This window comes from Pseudomonas sp. ef1, assembly GCF_007293365.2.
Lineage (GTDB): Bacteria > Pseudomonadota > Gammaproteobacteria > Pseudomonadales > Pseudomonadaceae > Aquipseudomonas > Aquipseudomonas siliginis.
The window spans coordinates 4198052-4214687 of sequence record NZ_CM129815.1 but is presented as its reverse complement, the minus strand read 5'-3'; the positions used below and the strand labels follow the sequence as shown (position 1 = coordinate 4214687).

Sequence of the window (16636 nt, the reverse complement as noted above, 5' to 3'; positions counted from 1 at the left end):
CACGGTCGTATCAGCAGCTATTGACCGAACAAAGGCTTCCCATGAGCGTAGATGCGCAAGATGTAGTACTCGTCGTCGAAGACGAACCGGTTATCTTGATGGTCCTGACGGATTACCTGTCAGGGCAGGGCTATCGCGTGTTGCAAGCGGAAAATGGCGAGCAGGCTTTCGAGATCCTCGCCAGCAAACCTCATCTCGACATACTGATTACCGATTTCCGCCTGCCGGGCGGTATCTCCGGCGTGCAGATTGCCGAGCCGGCGGTGAAATTGCGACCGGACCTCAAAGTGATTTTCATCAGCGGCTACCCGCAGGAAATCCGTGAGACCGGCAGCCCGATTACCAACAGGGCACCGATCCTGGAAAAACCATTTGATCTGGATGTGTTGCAGGAAAAGATTCAGGAATTGCTGGCCTGATATGTAGGAGCTGCCGAAGGCTGCGATCTTTTGATTTTGCTTTTTATAGATCAAGATCAAAAGATCGTCCGATCGCGGCCCGAGCCTTCGGCAGCTCCTACAGGCTCAGCTATTGATCATCTCGCGCACCTTTGCGGTGAGCAGATCAAAGGTGAATGGCTTGGTGATCATCTGCATCCCCGAGTCGAGGAAGCCTCCGCGCACCGCCGCGTGCTCGGCATAGCCGGTGATGAACAACACCTTCAGACCCGGCCGGTATTGCCGACCGACTTCTGCCAGTTGCCGACCGTTCATGCCCGGCAGACCGACGTCGCTGATCAGCAAATCGATGCGTTGCGTCGAATTTAGAATCGGCATGGCGCCGTCGGCATCACCGGCCTCTACGAACGCGTAACCCAGCTCACTGAGCACGGCGCTGACCAATACGCGCACCGCAGGGTCGTCTTCAACGATGAGTACGGTTTCGCCATCCATCGCATACGGAGCCTGCTGCGAATCCGAGACGGGAATTTCTACTTCCTCACCCCGGAAACGCGGCAGATAGAGTTTTACCGTGGTGCCTTCATCGATTTCACTGTCGATCGACACATGCCCGCGCGACTGCTTGCTGAAACCATAGATCATCGACAGTCCGAGGCCGGTGCCCTGGCCGATCGGCTTGGTGGTAAAAAAAGGATCGAACGCACGGCTGACCACGCTCTGGGGCATGCCGCTGCCATTGTCAGTGACGCTGAGCATCACGTAATCGCCTGGCTCCAGATTGCTGTACGCAGCCGTGAATTCGCTATGCAGCACCTGATTGCTGGTTTCCACCACCAGCTTGCCACCCTCGGGCATCGCATCGCGGGCATTGATCACCAGGTTGAGCAGGGCGCTCTCGAGTTGATTGGGATCGGCCTCGGCCACCCAGAGATTGTCGTCCAGGCGCATTTCCAGATGAATGCTTTCATTGAGGCTGCGTTGCAGCAGCTCGCCCATCGACAGCACCAGCGTGTTCATTTGCACGGCTTTCGGGTCGAGTGACTGACGGCGCGAGAACGCCAGCAGACGGTGAGTCAGGCCGGCGGCGCGGTTGGCGGAGGTCACGCCTAGATCGATCAGACTGTCGAGGTCTTCGGTGCGGCCTCGGGCCAGGCGTCGACGCAGCAATTCAAGACTGCCGATGATGCCAGTGAGCATGTTGTTGAAGTCGTGAGCGATACCGCCAGTGAGTTGGCCGACCGCTTCCATTTTCTGCGATTGGCGCAGGGCTTCTTCGTTGTGGCGAAGTTGTGCGGTGCGTTCTTCGACTTGCTGCTCGAGGGTTTCCAGGGTCGATTGCAGGCGTCGTTCGCTTTCACTCAGGTCGATCAGCCGATCGCGCGCTTCATATTGTCGTCGTCGCCCACGCAGGGCGGCGGAGACCAGGCTGACCAGCGTCGCGGGATGGAAGGGGCGCTCGAGAAACGTCACGTTGCCGAGCAGGGTACTGAGGCGCGACGGAGGGCCTTGTTCATCGCCGCCATGATGAGTCAGCAGGACAATTGGCATGTCCGACCACGCGGGCTGCTGGTCAAGGTAGGCGATTAGCCCTTCCAGTTCAGGTCCGCGCAGCGCTTCAGCAGCAATCACCAGCAGTCCGGCACCGACCTCCAGCTCGGTGCATAAAGCGCCGAGATTCGGCGCCACCATGCCGCCGTAGCCGGCTTCGTTGAGGATCATCAACGCGATCTGGCTGTCGCGACCCATAGGCGCCAGCACCAGCACCCGCTCGGCCAACGGCGTGTTGACCGTCACAAGCTTTCATCCTCAAGCAATGGATTGCTCGCTCCCATGTAAGTCGGCACGCCACGCAGCACGCCCTGGAAGGATTCCAGCGGTTGGCCGATGGTCATGCCATGCGAGGAGATCCGGTATTCACGGATGGTCGACTCGTGGTTGCCGGTACGTTTCTTGATAATCGAGATCGCCCGGCGGACTTTGCCGAGGGCTTCGAAGTAGCGCAACAGAATCACCGTGTCGGCCAGGTAAGTGATATCGACCGGCGCCTGCATATCGCCCACCAGGCCGTGCTGGGCGACCGTCATGAAAGTCGCCGCGCCTTTGCGGTTCAGGTACAGCAACAGCTCGTGCATGTGCAGCACCAGCGCGTTTTCTTCCGGCATCGCCGCTTGATAGCCGTTGATGCTGTCGATCACCACGGTTTTGATACCCAGCTCATCGACGCAACGCCGCACGCGGTGGGACAACTCGCCGGGAGACAATTCGGCGGCGTCTACTTGTTCGATCAGCAGATTACCGGTGGCCTGCAAGACTTTGAGGTCGATACCGAGATGACGCATGCGTTCGAACAGCAGACCCAGCTCTTCATCGAAAATGAACAGCGCGGCTTTTTCGCCTCGGGCCACCGCTGCGGCGGCGAAGATCATTGAGATCAGCGATTTACCGGTACCGGCCGGGCCGAGAATCAGCGTGCTGGAGCCGGTCTCGATGCCGCCGCCGAGCAGGGCGTCCATTTGCGGGATGCCGCTGGACAGCTGCAGACGTGGGTAGTCGCCGCGATGCTCCGCCGCTACCAAGCGTGGAAAAACATGGACGCCGTCGCCCATGATGTGAAGTCGTGGAAACCGCCACGGTATTTCTGCCCGCGATACTTGACCACTCGAACGCGCCGACGCTCAGCGCCGTAGCTTGGCGTCAGCTCTTCAAGACGAATCACGCCGTGGGCGACACTGTGCACGGTCTTGTCGAGGGACTCGGTGGTCAGGTCGTCGAGCAGCAGGACGGTGGCGTCGTAGCGCACGAAGTAATGCTTGATCGCCAGAATCTGCCGACGATAGCGCAACGAGCTCTGCGCCAGCAGACGGATCTCCGAGAGACTGTCGAGCACTACGCGGGTCGGTTTGAAGCGTTCGACCACTTCGAAAATCTGCCTGGTCGCCTCACCCAGTTCAAGGTCCGAGGAATACAGCAGACTTTGCTGGTGCTCGGCATTGAGCAGGCTTTCCGGCGGTGTCAGCTCGAAGATCTTGATGTTTTCGTTCAGCTCCCAACCGTGGGAGAGCGCACCTTGACGCAGTTCTTTCTCGGTTTCCGAGAGAGTGATGTACAGGCAGCGTTCCCCGGCCAGCGCACCGGCGCGCAGGAAATGCAACGCCACCGTGGTTTTGCCGGTCCCGGGTTCCCCCTCGAGCAAAAACACATGGCCGCGAGACAAGCCACCGGCAAGGATGTCATCCAGACCTACAATGCCGACGGCGGCCTTTGCACTGATCAACTCGTTTGATGTAGTCAAAAAACGCCCTCTTATGACTAGGGTAATCCGGCGGCTGGCTAGAGTGAGCCGCCTGAGTAACTTGACCTCACGGCGTGTTCACGGTTCCGCTTTTTCTTGGACGGGCGGCCAATTGAGTCCGCCCTGACTGGATTAAAGACCTTGCTGCAAAGCCGGGTCGTCCGGATTCAGCTGCTCCAGTTGCGCCAACAGGATCTGCACATTCTGCAGTTGGCCGCTTTCCTTCCAGTAGTTGATCAGCAACACCCGCGCCTTGCGGTCGGCGGGGTGGCGCTGGACGATTTCCTGCAGCTGTTTTTGCGCCGCTTCCAGTTCTTCCGCGCTGTGCAGAGTGGTGGCGAGGTCGTAGCGATAATCCTTGTTGTCCGGCTCCAGTTCTACCGCTTTGGACAGGCCGAGCAGGGCGTATTCGCGCTGGCCGTGGTGCAGCAGCCACAGGCCGAGGGCATGTTGCAGATAGGCCGAATCTGGCTGCGCCTTGAGCTGGCGGGCAAGCAACTGGCGTGCGGCATCGCTCTGGCCCTGGCGGTCAAGCACATCGATCTGCATGACCAGCGCCGGCAGGTTGCCGGGTTCCAGACGCAAGGTATTGTCCAACGCCTGTTGGGCCTGTTTGTATTCGGCGTTATGGATATAAAGACGGGCCAGTTGCGCATAGTTGGCAGCGCTTTCCGGCTGGTTTTCCAAGGTCTGTTGCCAGCCGTCGATAGCCTGCTGTAGCGGTGCGAAATACAGGCCGAGCTCGTCCGGGCTCAGGCCGAGCAGGGCATTGATCGCAGCGAAACGGACAGTTTGTTCTTCATCGTCGAGCAACGGTCCGAGCAGCAGACTGCGTTGCCCGCCGGGCACCAGACCGACGATGCTTTTGATCGCGGCGACGCGCACTTGCGGCGCTTCGTGATGCAGGTCGATGTCAGCCAGTTTCAAGGCCTGCGGGCTGGGGTAGTTGGGCAGCTCGCCGTGCAGCCAGACCCGGCGTTTGACCGAGATGTCCGGGCGGCCCAATTGCTGGTACAACTGGCGCGCCGCTCCGGGTTCACCAGTGCGCGCGGCGTTCAGCGCTTCGCTGTAGCCATGTTTGATAGCATCGGGAATGGTCGGTGTGCTGCTGCGCCATGACAGCCAGACGACGCCGAGGATCAGTACGAGGCCTAGGCCGATCAGCAGGTTGCGGCGGGACTGAGTCATGCGGGGTTTCCGAAAGCTTCGAACTTGAGCAGAGCGGCAAGCTTCGTTCAGCTTGGCGCGGGAGTCAAACCGTTGCCGGCGAATCGTCCTACAACACGTGTCGACTGTGAAATCCGTCAGGCTTTTGCTGCAATGTCTACGCTTGCAGAAGTCGTTTTAAAGAGAGTGCCTATGTCTGCGCTGTACACCTATTTCAAGGCTTTGATCCATCCCGGTCAGGCTGTTCTGCTGTTTGCCCTGCGGACCATCGCCGCCGGGCTGTTGACCCTATATCTGGCGTTCATTTTCGATCTCGAACAACCGAAGTGGTCGATTATGGCTGTGGTGATTGTCAGTCAGCCATTGGCAGGGATGGCACTGGCGCGCAGTTTCGGCCAAGTGGTCGGCACCACCGTGGGTGCCGCGGTGGCGGTGCTGATCATGGCGATTTTTCCTCAGGCGCCGCTGCCGTTCATCACGACATTGGCGTTGTGGCTGGCGCTGTGCACAGCGGGCGGCACCTTGTTGCGCTACACCAGTTCCCAGGCGTTCGTGCTCAGTGGCTACACGGCGGTGGTGGTGGCCTTGCTGGCGATCCCGGACCAGGAAGGCACGTTTTTGCTAGCGGTCACCCGCGTCACCGAAACCCTGCTGGCCGTTGCCTGCGTGTGCGTGGTGAGCCTGCTCACAGCCCGGCCTGAAGCAGTGGCCAAAGGTTATTTCGCCAAAATCGATCAGGTGATCAAACTGGCCGCCAGCCACGCCGCCGAAGTGCTTCGCACGGAAGAAAGCGAAGCCGATTTTCAGCGTCGGCAGATGCAACTGCTCGGCGAGATCAGCGCATTGGAGGGGTTGCGGCGCCATTTGTATTTCGATGCCCCACGTTTGCGCGATGCCGACAATCTGGTGTTGCTGCTCGGCAATCAACTGATGCTGCTGACGTCGCGACTGACCGCGCTACGGCATCAGCGCGAATTGCTCATCGAACGCTGGGAGGGCGATCTGCCGCTGGAGGTGCAGCAACTGCGGGCCGAGGAACTGACGTTGCTTGAGCAACTGGCGCAACAGGGTCGTGCGCTGTCTGGCGCGGACCGGCAACGTTTCGTCACCTTGCAGCAACAGTTCGAAGCGTTGGCGTACAAGGCCGAGCAGCAGACCGAGAACATGAGTGCGGCCCTGCGTTCACTGGCCTGGGCGCTGCGTTGGGAGCAGGCGCGCCTGCTGCAGCAACTGGAGCAGATTCTCGAACTGAGCGACGCCATTCAGGAAGGGCGCCCGGCCAGTTGCCTCTATCGCGGCCAGAGCAGTCCGTTGCATCTGGATTTCACCCTGGCCTCGATGAACGCCATTCGCGCCTTTACCGCGCTGTTGGTCAGCGGACTGATCTGGATCGAAACGGCGTGGGATGGCGCGCGCGGCGGAATGATTCTGGTGGGGATTCTCTGCTCGCTGATGGCGACGTTTCCGCGTCCGCTCATGGCTGCGCAAAGCTATGCGCGAGGTTTGGGTCTGGCGCTGGTGGTGTCGGCGTTCTATCAATTCATGCTGGTGCCGGCGATCAGTGATTTCGAGCTGCTGGCCTTGCTGCTGGCGCCGCTGCTGTATGCCATTGCCGTGGGCATCTCCAGTCCGGCCACCGCCGGCATCGGCATGGGCCTTGGGCTGTCGAGTTTTCTCATGCTCGGACCGCAAAACACCGGCACTGGGCAGAATACGGCGATCCAATGGTTCGAATTCGCCGGCGCCTACGTCAGTGCAGCGATGCTGGCCTTGATCGTTTATGCGCTGATCTTCCCGTTCCGCCCGGCCTTGCGCATCCGGCGCCTGTACGGCGAAGCGCGGGAGCAGGTGTACCAACTGAGCAAAATGCCGGCCACCGATGAACAACAATTCGCCTTCGAGAGTCGGATGACCGATCGCCTGACCAGCATGCTCGGCCTGCTGCCAGCGGCAAACGATCGCGCCATGCAACGCTTGTATGAAATCAGCCTGGCTTGCGTAGCCCTCGGCGTGGCCATGCATCAGATGAGGCAGCAGGTGCAGAACAACGCGTTACTCACCGATGCGTTCAGCCAGCGCCTGGTATCGGCGTTACGCAAGACCGGTCGCCTGGTCGCCGGACGCGCGGATGTGCAGCTCCCGGTGCTGCTGGCGACGTTGCACCAACTCGGAGATGAGCTGGACGAGTTGCACGCCGCCAGCCATGAACATTTATGGTCGGTTTTTCGCATGCGTGTGGCGCTGCTGATTGTGGTGTCGTTCCTCGAGCGGCACGGCGAATATTTGCAACCTCAAGGTCTGGAAGGAGAACCGCAACTTGCCCATTGATTTCGAAATTGGCGGGGTTTACCTGCCGCCGATTGCCCAGGCACTGTTACTGGCAATCCCGATTTTCATGTTGCTGGACTGGTGCTTGCGCCGCCTGGGCCTACTGCGCCTGGTCTGGCATGAAGCGCTGTTCGAAGGCGCGCTGTACGCCTGTGTCTGCGCCACGCTGATTCTGTTGATGGGAGCCTGATGTCTTGAAAGCACTAGTTGCACGAATGATGACCGTGGCAGTGGTGATCCTGGCGATCGTCCTCGGCTGGTTTGCCTGGGAGTATTACACCCGCGCGCCGTGGACACGGGATGCTCGGGTGAGGGCGGATGTGGTGACGCTGTCGGCGGATGTTTCGGGGCGTATCGTCAAACTGGCGGTGCAGGACAACCAGCATGTCGACAAAGGTCAATTGTTGCTGGAGATCGATCCGGCGCGCTATCAACTGGCGGTCGAGCATGCCCGACGCTCGGTGGAAGTGTCCAAGGCTTCGCTGGGGCAATCGCAAGCGGCAATCGTCGCCAGTGAAGCGTTGCTCAAGCAACGCCAGAGCGAGGAGCGCCGGCGACGTACGCTGAAGCAGGGCTTCGCGATTTCAGGTGAAGAATGGGAGAAGGCCAGTACCGACGTGGCGGTTGCCCAAGCGGATCTGCTGCGCAATCAGGCCAACCTCGGCTTGGCCGAAGCCAATGTGCAACTGGCAATTGCTGCGCTGACCCAGGCTGAACTGGATTTGCAGCGCACCCGTGTCGAATCGCCGGTCAGCGGTTATGTCACCAACCTGCTTACCCGCCAAGGTGATTACGCACAGGCGGGCGGGGCACTGCTGGCGTTGGTCGACAGCGATTCGTTCTACGTCAGCGGCTATTTCGAAGAAACCAAGCTGCCGCGAATCGCGGAGGGTGATCGGGTGCGCATTCAATTGATGAGCGGTGAGCGTTTCGGCGGCACGGTGGAAAGCATCGCCTTCGCCATCGCCGACCGCGAAAACGCGCCCGGCAGCCGATTGCTGGCAAACATCAACCCGAGTTACACCTGGGTGAAGCTGGCGCAGCGGGTGCCGGTGCGCATTGGGATTGATGGTGACTTTGCCGGTAAGGATCGCCTGCGCGCCGGTACAACCGCCACCGTGACGGTACTGGAACACTGATCCCCCTGTAGGAGCTGTCGAGTGCAACGAGGCTGCGATCTTTTGATCTTGGGACGCAGAGCGTCCCCGGCTACATTCCCATCAAGGATCGCAGCCTCGTTGCACTCGACAGCTCCTACACGGGATTGGTGATTCAGTGGCATAAAAAAAACCCGCGACCGAATGATACGCGGGGCAAAAAATTTGGTTGGTTGCGGCCAACCAAAGGAGCTCTTTAACAACCTTTACTTGCTGGCGACTGTCTCCGGTTGCCAGCCACCGCCGAGGGCCTTGTAGATCGCGACGATGCCGCGATACAGCTCGACTTCGGCCTGGGCCTGACTGTCTTCGGCGTTCAGGCGCTCACGCTGGGCGTCGAGCAGGACGAGGAAATCGGTGGTGCCTTCGCGGTAGCGGATTTCCGCCAGATCAGCGGCCTTGCGACTCGATTCGCTCTGACGGATCAGCGAGATCAAACGTTGCTGACGCTTGCCGTAATCGCTGAAGGCGTTTTCCGATTCTTCCAGCGCCAGCAGCACCTGTTGCTCGTAGTTGGCCAGCGCGCCTTCGGCGTCAGCATCGGCACCGCGCAAACGGGCGCGGACGCTGCCGAGGTCAAACGCAGCCCAGGTGATGCTCGGGCCGAGTGCCCAGGCGTTGGCTGCCGAGGAACCGATCTGCGAGCCACGTCCGGCGGTCCAGCCGAGGAAGCCGCTGAGGCTGACCCGCGGGAACAGGTCGGCCTTGGCCACGCCGATGCGCGCAGTGGCCGAAGCCAATTGCCGTTCGGCGCTGAGAATGTCCGGACGACGTTGCAGCAGTTCACCCGGATCACCGATCGGCAGCGCCTTGGCGATGGCCGGCAGATCTTTCGGGCTCAGGTCGACGGTCAGTTTGTCCGGGCGCTCACCGAGCAGGGTAGCGATACGGTTTTTCTGCCGAACCTGTTCCGCCTGCAACTGCGGCACCGTGGCTTCGACGTTGGCCAGACGCGCATCGGCGCGTTCGACATCGAGCTGATCACCGACACCGGCGTCACGCAGGCTGATGGTGATCTTGCGCGACTCCTGCTGGTTGTTCAGGTTGGCCACGGCGATCTTTTCCCGCAGCTGGGCGCCGCGCAGTTGACCGTAGGCGTCGACCAGTTCGGCAATCATGGTGACTTGCAACTGGTAAAGATCGGCTTCGGCGGCCTGCTGGTCGGCGTCACTGGCTTCCAGATTGCGCTGGATGCGGCCGAACAGGTCGAGCTCCCAGGCCATGTCCAGACCGAGGTCATAACGCTCGCTATTGACCCGGTCGGTGGTCTGGCCGGGAATCTGGCCCTTGCCCAAGTCGCTGCTGGCGCGGCTGGTGATGGTCGGCATCGCATCATTGCTGGCGTCGTCGCGGATCGCCCGGGCGGCTTTCCAGCGGGCGAACGCCACGCGCAGTTCACGGTTGCCTTGCAGCGACTGGCTCACCAACTGGTTCAGAGTCGGATCATCGAATTGCTGCCACCAGATGCCTTCGAATTTCGAACGGTCGAAGTTCTTTTGCCCGGCGGCGCCGTCGGTGGCGGTCGTGATGTTGGCCGCCTCCGTAGCTGGGGTCTTGTAGTCGGGGCCGACGGCGCAGGCGCTGAGGGCCAGCACCAGCAGACTCGGCAGGAAGACTTTCAGACTCATTGTTGCGCCTCCAGTGGCTTTTGAAGAGTGTGCGCCTTGGCTGCTTTGCGCTGCTCGCCGCGTTCGACAAAGTTACGGATCAGTACATAGAACACTGGCGTCAGCAGCAGACCGAAGAAGGTCACCCCGAGCATCCCGGAGAACACCGCGACACCCATGGCGTGACGCATTTCGGCACCGGCGCCGCTGGAGAACACCAGTGGCACCACACCCATGATGAACGCGAAGGAGGTCATCAGGATCGGCCGCAGACGCAGGCGGCAGGCTTCCAGCACCGCAGCGAGCGGATCGAGGCCTTCTTCCTGTTTATCCTTGGCGAACTCGACGATCAGAATCGCGTTTTTACAGGCAAGTCCCACCAGTACGATCAAGCCGATCTGGGTGAAGATGTTGTTGTCACCGCCGGAAATGATCACACCGGTGATGGCCGACAGCAGGGTCATCGGTACGATCAGGATCACCGCCAGTGGCAGGCTCCAGCTTTCGTATTGGGCGGCGAGCACCAGGAACGCCAGCAGTACGCAGAGCGGGAACACGAACAGCGCGGTGTTGCCGGACAGAATCTGCTGGTAGGTCAGGTCGGTCCACTCATAGGTCATGCCGTTCGGAAGTTCTTCCTTGAGCAGTTTCTCGATGGCTTTTTCCGCCTGGCCAGAGCTATAGCCCGGAGCTGCGGCACCGTTGATTTCAGCGGTGATGAAGCCGTTGTAGTGCATCACGCGGTCCGGCCCGGAGGTGTCGCTGACCTTGATAAAGGTCGCCAGCGGGATCATTTCGCCTTTGTTGTTGCGTACTTTCAGCTGGCCGATCTGATCGGATTCAAGGCGGAACTGTTGTTCGGCCTGAACGTTGACCTGATAGGTGCGCCCGAAGCGGTTGAAGTCGTTGGCATACAGCGAACCCAGGTAGATCTGCAGGGTGTCGAAGATGTCGCTGACGGCCACGCCGTGGGTCTTGGCTTTTTCGCGGTCGATGGCGGCATCGACCTGCGGCACGTTCACCGTATAGCTGGTGAACAGGCCGGCCAGTTCCGGCACGTTGTGGCTTTTGTTGATGATGTTCATGGTTTCTTTGTACAGCTCGTCGTAGCCCAGGTTGCCCCGGTCTTCGATTTGCAGGCGGAAACCACCAATGGTGCCCAGACCTTGTACCGGCGGTGGCGGGAAGATCGCCATGTACGCTTCCTGAATGTTCGCGTACTGGCCGTTCAAGGCGCCGGCAATCGCGCCGGCGGACATGCTCGGGTCTTTACGCTCGTCGAACGGTTTCAGCGTCACGAAGACGATGCCGGCGTTCGGGCTGTTGGTGAAACCGTTGATCGACAGGCCCGGGAACGCTACGGCGCTTTCCACGCCCGGCTGTTTCAGCGCGAGGTCGGACATGCGCTTGATCACGTCTTCGGTGCGATCCAGGCTCGCGGCATCCGGCAATTGCGCGAAGGCCACCAGGTATTGCTTGTCCTGGCCGGGTACGAAACCGGTCGGCGTGCTGGAGAAACCGAAGAAGGTCAGTACCATCAGGCCTGCATACACAAGCAGGGCGATGCCGCTGCTACGGATAACCCGGCGCACGGTGCCGACGTAGCCATGACTGGCACGGTCGAAGAAACGGTTGAACGGACGGAACAGCCAGCCGCCGAAGATCTTGTCGAGCACTTTCGAGAAGCGGTCTTTCGGCGCATCGTGGCTTTTCAGCAACACGGCAGCCAGCGCTGGCGACAGGGTCAGCGAGTTGAACGCCGAGATCACTGTCGAGATCGCGATGGTCAGTGCGAACTGTTTGTAGAACTGCCCGGTGAGGCCGGAAATGAACGCCGCTGGAATGAACACCGCACACAGCACCAGTGCCGTGGCCACGATCGGCCCGGTCACTTCCCGCATGGCGCGCTTGGTCGCTTCGACCGGCGTCAGGCCGAGTTCGATGTTCCGTTCGACGTTTTCCACCACGACGATGGCGTCATCCACCACGATACCGATGGCCAGTACCAGGCCAAACAGCGACAAGGCGTTGAGCGAGAAACCGAACAGGTGCATGACCGCAAACGTACCGATCAACGATACCGGCACTGCCACCAACGGGATGATCGAGGCGCGCCAGGTCTGCAGGAACAGAATCACCACCAGCACCACGAGGATCAGCGCTTCGAACAGGGTGTGAACCACCGCTTCGATCGAGCCACGGACGAAGATCGTCGGGTCATACACGATGCTGTAGTCCATGCCCTGCGGAAAGCCTTTCTTCAGCTCTTCCATCTTGCCGCGCACTTCGTTGGAAATGTCGATGGCGTTGGAACCGGGACGCTGGAAGATCGGAATCGCTACAGCCGGCTGATTGTTCAGCAGCGAGCGCAAGGCGTATTGGCTGGAACCCAGTTCAATGCGCGCGATGTCCTTCAGGCGAGTGATCTCACCGTCGTCGCCAGCGCGAATGACGATATTCTCGAACTCTTCTTCGGAAACCAGACGGCCTTGAGTGTTGACCGACAGCTGGAAGCTTTGCGCGGTCGGGGCAGGGGGCGCGCCCAGTTGACCGGCGGCGACCTGACGGTTCTGCTCGCGAATCGCGGTCACCACATCGGTGGCGGTCAGATTGCGTGAAGCGGTCTTGTTCGGGTCAAGCCAGACGCGCAGCGAGTAGTCGCCCATACCGAACAACTGCACGTCACCGACACCACCGAGGCGAGCAAGCTCATCCTTGATGTTGAGGATCGCGTAGTTGGACAGGTACAGCATGTCGTAGCGCTTGTCCGGTGAGGTCAAGTGCACAACCATGGTCAGGTCGGGCGATGCCTTGTCGACGGTGATACCGATGCGCGTTACTTCCTCGGGAAGCTTCGGCTCGGTTCGGGTTACCCGGTTCTGCACCTGCACCTGCGCGTTGTCCAGGTCAGTGCCCAGGGCGAAGGTGATGGTCAGGGTGATCTTGCCGTCGGCGGTCGACTGCGAGGACATGTACAGCATGTTCTCGACGCCGGTGATGGCCTGCTCCAGCGGAGCGGCCACGGTTTCACCGATGACTTTGGGGTTGGCGCCCGGGAAGTTGGCGCGCACGACCACGGTCGGCGGCACGACTTCCGGGTATTCGCTGATCGGCAACTGGAACAGCGAGATCGCGCCGGCGATCAGGATCAACAGCGACAGCACCGCTGCGAAGATCGGCCGGGAAATGAAGAATTGGGAAAAATTCATCGGAGTTGTCGTCCCTTAACCGCGTGGGGTCGTAGCAGCCAGCTTCGCAGCCGAACCCGATGCACCCTTGGCAGGGGCAACTTTGGGCAGGTTGCTGGCTTCCAGCGCTTGACGTTGTTGAGCGAGGGCGGCGAGGGTCTGCTCGCTGGCCATCGGAATCACCTCAGGGGTGACCGGTGAGCCAGGACGAACTCGTTGCAAGCCCTTGACGATGATGGTGTCGTCCTTGTTCAGACCGTTGCGGACGATGCGCAGGCCTTCGATTTTCGGACCGAGTTCGACGGCGCGGTAGGCGGTCTTGTTGTCGCCATCCATCACCAGCACAAACTTCTTGCCCAGGTCAGTGCCCACGGCTTCGTCATTGATCAGCATGGCGTTGTAGGTGCCGCTGCCGACCAGTTTCAGCCGTGCGTACAGGCCCGGGGTATAGGTGCCGTCAGCGTTGTCGAAGACTGCGCGACCACGGATGGTGCCGGTTTTCGGATTGACCTGGTTGTCGACGAAGTTCATCTGGCCGAGGTGCGGGTTGCCGTCTTCGTTGGACAGGCCCATGTATACCGGCGTAGTGGCGCCACGCTGGCCGTTGCGGGCCAGTTGGGTGTATTTGAGGAATACGCGTTCGTCGGCGTCAAAATAGGCGTAGACCTTGTCGGTGGAGACGACGCTGGTCAGTGCGGTGGTGTCGGCGGTCACCAGGTTGCCGGCAGTGATTTCGGCGCGGCTGACGCGGCCGCTGATCGGTGCGGTCACGCGGGTGAAGCTCAGATTCAGTTTGGCCAGGTCCAATTGTGCCTGCAGAGCACCGACGGCGGCGCGGGCCTCTTGGGCAGCGCTGGTGCGCGAGTCGGCCAGTTCAGCGGAAATGGCGTTGCTGGTACGCAGACGTTCACCGCGAGCGGCTTCGTTTTCGCTGCGAGTGGCGGTGGCGCGGGCTTGAGCAACCAGAGCTTCGAGGCGGCGTACCTCGGCCTGGAACGGACGCGGATCGATCTGGAACAGCAGGTCGCCTTTCTTGACCAGCGCGCCTTCGGTGAACGCGACCTGATCGATCTGGCCCGAAACCCGTGGGCGGATTTCAACGGTTTCCGGCGCTTCGAGGCGCCCGGTAAATTCGTCCCACTCGTTGACCGGTTGTTCCAGCACCTTGGCTACGCTGACTTTGGCAGCGGGCGGGGCGCCGGCAGTCTCCGGAGTTTTGCCGCAGGCGCTCATCACCAGTACGGCCAGCATGGCCAACGGGAAGCGCAAATGTTTGAGTGATTGTTCCATGGATGCAATCCGCCGAAGTATTGAAGATGGGCGGATGATGCTCGGCGCGGGTGTGATGGCACGAATCGAATGAAGCAAAGGTAACTATCATTCGGAATGATATAAGCGGCGAGGCAGCCCTCTAGCATGCACCTTTCGTTAGGGGGCTAACAATCGGCCTGAAGGCAATTCTGTGTTGCTTGATCTGCAATGATTGCGCCCGACGCTGCGCGCGGAGGATTATCCGGCGATTAAATACTTCGCTGTTACCAGCACCTCGCCCACTTGCCGGAGCAATACGCCAATATCGCGGAACGGGCAACCAAGGGAGTTTCGCTCTAACATGAGCGTAACCTCATGCTCTGCCATTTACCGTCCCCGGATCATTTTTATGCGCGACCTGCCCCCGACCGCGACCCTGCGGGCTTTCGAAGTGGCCACCCGGCACCCGACGTTCACGGCTGCCGCTCAAGAACTGCACGTGACCCAAAGCGCCGTCAGTCACCAGCTCCGGCACCTCGAAGAACTTTGGGGCTTGCAATTGTTCGAGCGCGGCAAGGCGTTACGCCTTACAACAGCGGGGGCGACGCTGGCGCCGATCGTGCGCGAGTTTTTCATCAGCCTTGAAGCAACGCTGGAGGATCTGCGCGAGCAAAAGGACAGGGTTCGCCTGACTGTCAGCACCACTTATTCGTTTGCCTTGAAGTGGCTGCTACCACGCTTGCCGACTCTGTCGCGCCTGCACCCGGAGCTGTTGGTGTCGCTGGATACCACGGACGAGATCATCCACTTCGCCAATGGCGAAGCCGATGTCGCAATCCGCTTGGGCAAGGGCAATTACCCCGGCCTGTATTCAGAGTTCCTGTTCGGCGAACAGGTGTTTCCCGTGGCCAGCCCCGAACTGCTGCAGCGCGTCGGCAGGCCGGGCAGTCCCGCCGAGTTGCTGCAGATGCCGTTACTCATTCGCGACGGCGCCGAGTTGGCGCCGAAATGGGAGGTGTGGTTTCAGTCCGTCGGGCTGGAGTTTTTACCGCTGCGCGAAGGCGTCAGGTTTGGCGACACCAACATGACGGTGGAAGCTGCGTTGCTCGGCCAGGGCGTTGCATTGGTGCGCAGCGGCCATGTCGAAAACGAAATCGCCGATGGCCGTCTGGTGAGGCTGTTCGATGTGCCGTTCACTTCGCCGCTTGCTTATTATTTCGTCTGCCCCAAAGGCATCGAGACCCAGCCGCACATCCTCAGATTTCGTCAATGGTTGCTCAGTGAAGCGCTGAAGGTGCAGAGCGCACAGCGCTGAAGTATGAGCAATTGCTCACGGTGTAATGAGGAGACTTCACTGTAAGGCCGATGCCAGAGATGCTTAGAATGCTGCATGCCAATCCATCTCGTACTCCTCGTTCTGTTCGCCGCGCTCCTGCACGCCAGCTGGAACGCGCTGCTGCGCGGTGGCGCCGATCGGCTCTGGTCGATGACGATGATGTGCGTGGCCATCGCCATCGTCTGCCTCATCGCCACCTTTTTCATGGCCGCGCCTGCACCTGAGAGCTGGGGGTATGCGCTGCTCTCGGCACTGCTGCATGTCGGCTACAACCTGTTTCTGGTACGCAGCTATCGGGTCGGCGATCTAGGGCAGATCTATCCGATTTCCCGTGGGTCGTCGCCGGCGCTGATCACCCTCGGCGCCGCGCTGTTTGCCGGCGAAACCATAACCCCCGGCGAACTGCTCGGCATTGGTCTGGTGTCCGGGGGCATCATTTCGTTGGCGTTCCGCGGGCGCAGCCTGTCGGTGCCGAGCCTGCCATATGCGCTGGGCACCGGTTGTTTCATCGCCGCCTACAGCGTCGTCGATGGCATTGGCGCCAGGCTGTCCGGTGCGCCGCTCGCGTACACGGTGTGGATGAGCGCCCTGTGGGGTGTGTTGATGCCATTGGTGTATATCGGCCTGCGCGACGCCCGCAGTCTGTTTTCCGTACGGCCCGGCATGCTCGCCGCTGTGGGCGGCGGACTGGTTTCCTTACTGGCTTACGCAATCGTTATCTACGCGATGAACGAAGCGCCACTGGGCGCGGTGTCGGCCCTGCGCGAAACCAGCGTGCTGTTCGCGGCATTGCTCGGCTATCTGTTCCTCGGTGAAAAGCTCACCGTCCGCAGGATGCTGGCGTGCGTGGTGATCGCCAGCGGCGCCATCATCATCGGCTGACACAGCCCAACTGCTCGGGAGAACGTC

General features: G+C 60.6%; 11 protein-coding genes and 1 pseudogene. 6 read left to right on the top strand and 6 right to left on the bottom strand.

The features are described 5' to 3' along the window. Positions 1 to 41 precede the first annotated feature (41 nt). Positions 42 to 419: a response regulator gene (locus FEE99_RS19115; RefSeq protein ID WP_041480262.1), complete on the top strand. Its 378-nt coding sequence runs from the start codon at positions 42 to 44 to the stop codon at positions 417 to 419. Between the two features lie 105 nt (positions 420 to 524). Here the strand turns inward: FEE99_RS19115 and FEE99_RS19110 are convergent, their stop codons facing one another. From FEE99_RS19110 to FEE99_RS19100, 3 genes and pseudogenes are all read right to left on the bottom strand, one after another. Next, positions 525 to 2195, bottom strand: a complete 1671-nt coding sequence (locus FEE99_RS19110) for an ATP-binding protein (RefSeq protein ID WP_041480264.1) — start codon at positions 2193 to 2195, stop codon at positions 525 to 527. Then, positions 2192 to 3693 (bottom strand): annotated as a pseudogene (locus FEE99_RS19105) (ATPase domain-containing protein). The gene FEE99_RS19110 and the pseudogene FEE99_RS19105 overlap by 4 nt, the downstream one beginning before the upstream one ends. Before the next feature lie 132 nt (positions 3694 to 3825). Further along, entirely contained in the window at positions 3826 to 4881 is a 1056-nt protein-coding gene (locus FEE99_RS19100; protein WP_041480266.1) for a tetratricopeptide repeat protein, read from the bottom strand. Positions 4882 to 5052: 171 nt separating this feature from the next. On the opposite strand from FEE99_RS19100, the gene FEE99_RS19095 reads away from it, so the two are divergent. The 3 genes from FEE99_RS19095 to FEE99_RS19085 are packed head-to-tail and all read left to right on the top strand — an operon-like array spanning position 5053 to position 8327. Then, on the top strand, positions 5053 to 7188 hold the full coding sequence (locus tag FEE99_RS19095) for an FUSC family protein (RefSeq protein ID WP_064361167.1): 2136 nt from the start codon (positions 5053 to 5055) through the stop codon (positions 7186 to 7188). Further along, positions 7178 to 7378, top strand: a complete 201-nt coding sequence (locus FEE99_RS19090; protein WP_024013080.1) for a DUF1656 domain-containing protein — start codon at positions 7178 to 7180, stop codon at positions 7376 to 7378. The genes FEE99_RS19095 and FEE99_RS19090 overlap by 11 nt, the downstream gene beginning before the upstream one ends. Before the next feature lie 25 nt (positions 7379 to 7403). After that, positions 7404 to 8327, top strand: coding sequence for a biotin/lipoyl-binding protein (locus FEE99_RS19085; RefSeq protein ID WP_371924016.1), 924 nt, complete (start codon positions 7404 to 7406; stop codon positions 8325 to 8327). A gap of 224 nt (positions 8328 to 8551) precedes the next feature. Here FEE99_RS19085 and FEE99_RS19080 read toward each other — a convergent pair whose 3' ends face one another. The 3 genes from FEE99_RS19080 to mexE are packed head-to-tail and all read right to left on the bottom strand — an operon-like array spanning position 8552 to position 14430. Continuing rightward, on the bottom strand, positions 8552 to 9973 hold the full coding sequence (locus FEE99_RS19080) for an efflux transporter outer membrane subunit (protein WP_039761555.1): 1422 nt from the start codon (positions 9971 to 9973) through the stop codon (positions 8552 to 8554). Continuing rightward, positions 9970 to 13161 carry an efflux RND transporter permease subunit gene (locus tag FEE99_RS19075; RefSeq protein WP_041480270.1) on the bottom strand — a complete coding sequence of 1064 codons (3192 nt, stop codon included), beginning with the start codon at positions 13159 to 13161 and terminating at the stop codon, positions 9970 to 9972. Before FEE99_RS19075 ends, FEE99_RS19080 begins: the two co-directional genes overlap by 4 nt. Before the next feature lie 15 nt (positions 13162 to 13176). Continuing rightward, the gene (mexE, locus tag FEE99_RS19070) at positions 13177 to 14430 is read right to left on the bottom strand and encodes a multidrug efflux RND transporter periplasmic adaptor subunit MexE (RefSeq protein ID WP_039761553.1); all 1254 of its coding nucleotides are present in this window, start codon (positions 14428 to 14430) and stop codon (positions 13177 to 13179) included. 370 nt (positions 14431 to 14800) lie between these two features. Between mexE and gcvA the strand changes: the two genes are divergently transcribed. Together gcvA and FEE99_RS19060 are read left to right on the top strand one after the other, a co-directional pair. Continuing rightward, complete coding sequence (gene gcvA / locus FEE99_RS19065; protein WP_041480271.1) at positions 14801 to 15706, top strand: transcriptional regulator GcvA; 906 nt, start codon at positions 14801 to 14803, stop codon at positions 15704 to 15706. Between the two features lie 75 nt (positions 15707 to 15781). Continuing rightward, positions 15782 to 16609, top strand: a complete 828-nt coding sequence (locus FEE99_RS19060) for a DMT family transporter (protein WP_041480272.1) — start codon at positions 15782 to 15784, stop codon at positions 16607 to 16609. The last annotated feature ends 27 nt before the right edge of the window (positions 16610 to 16636 follow it).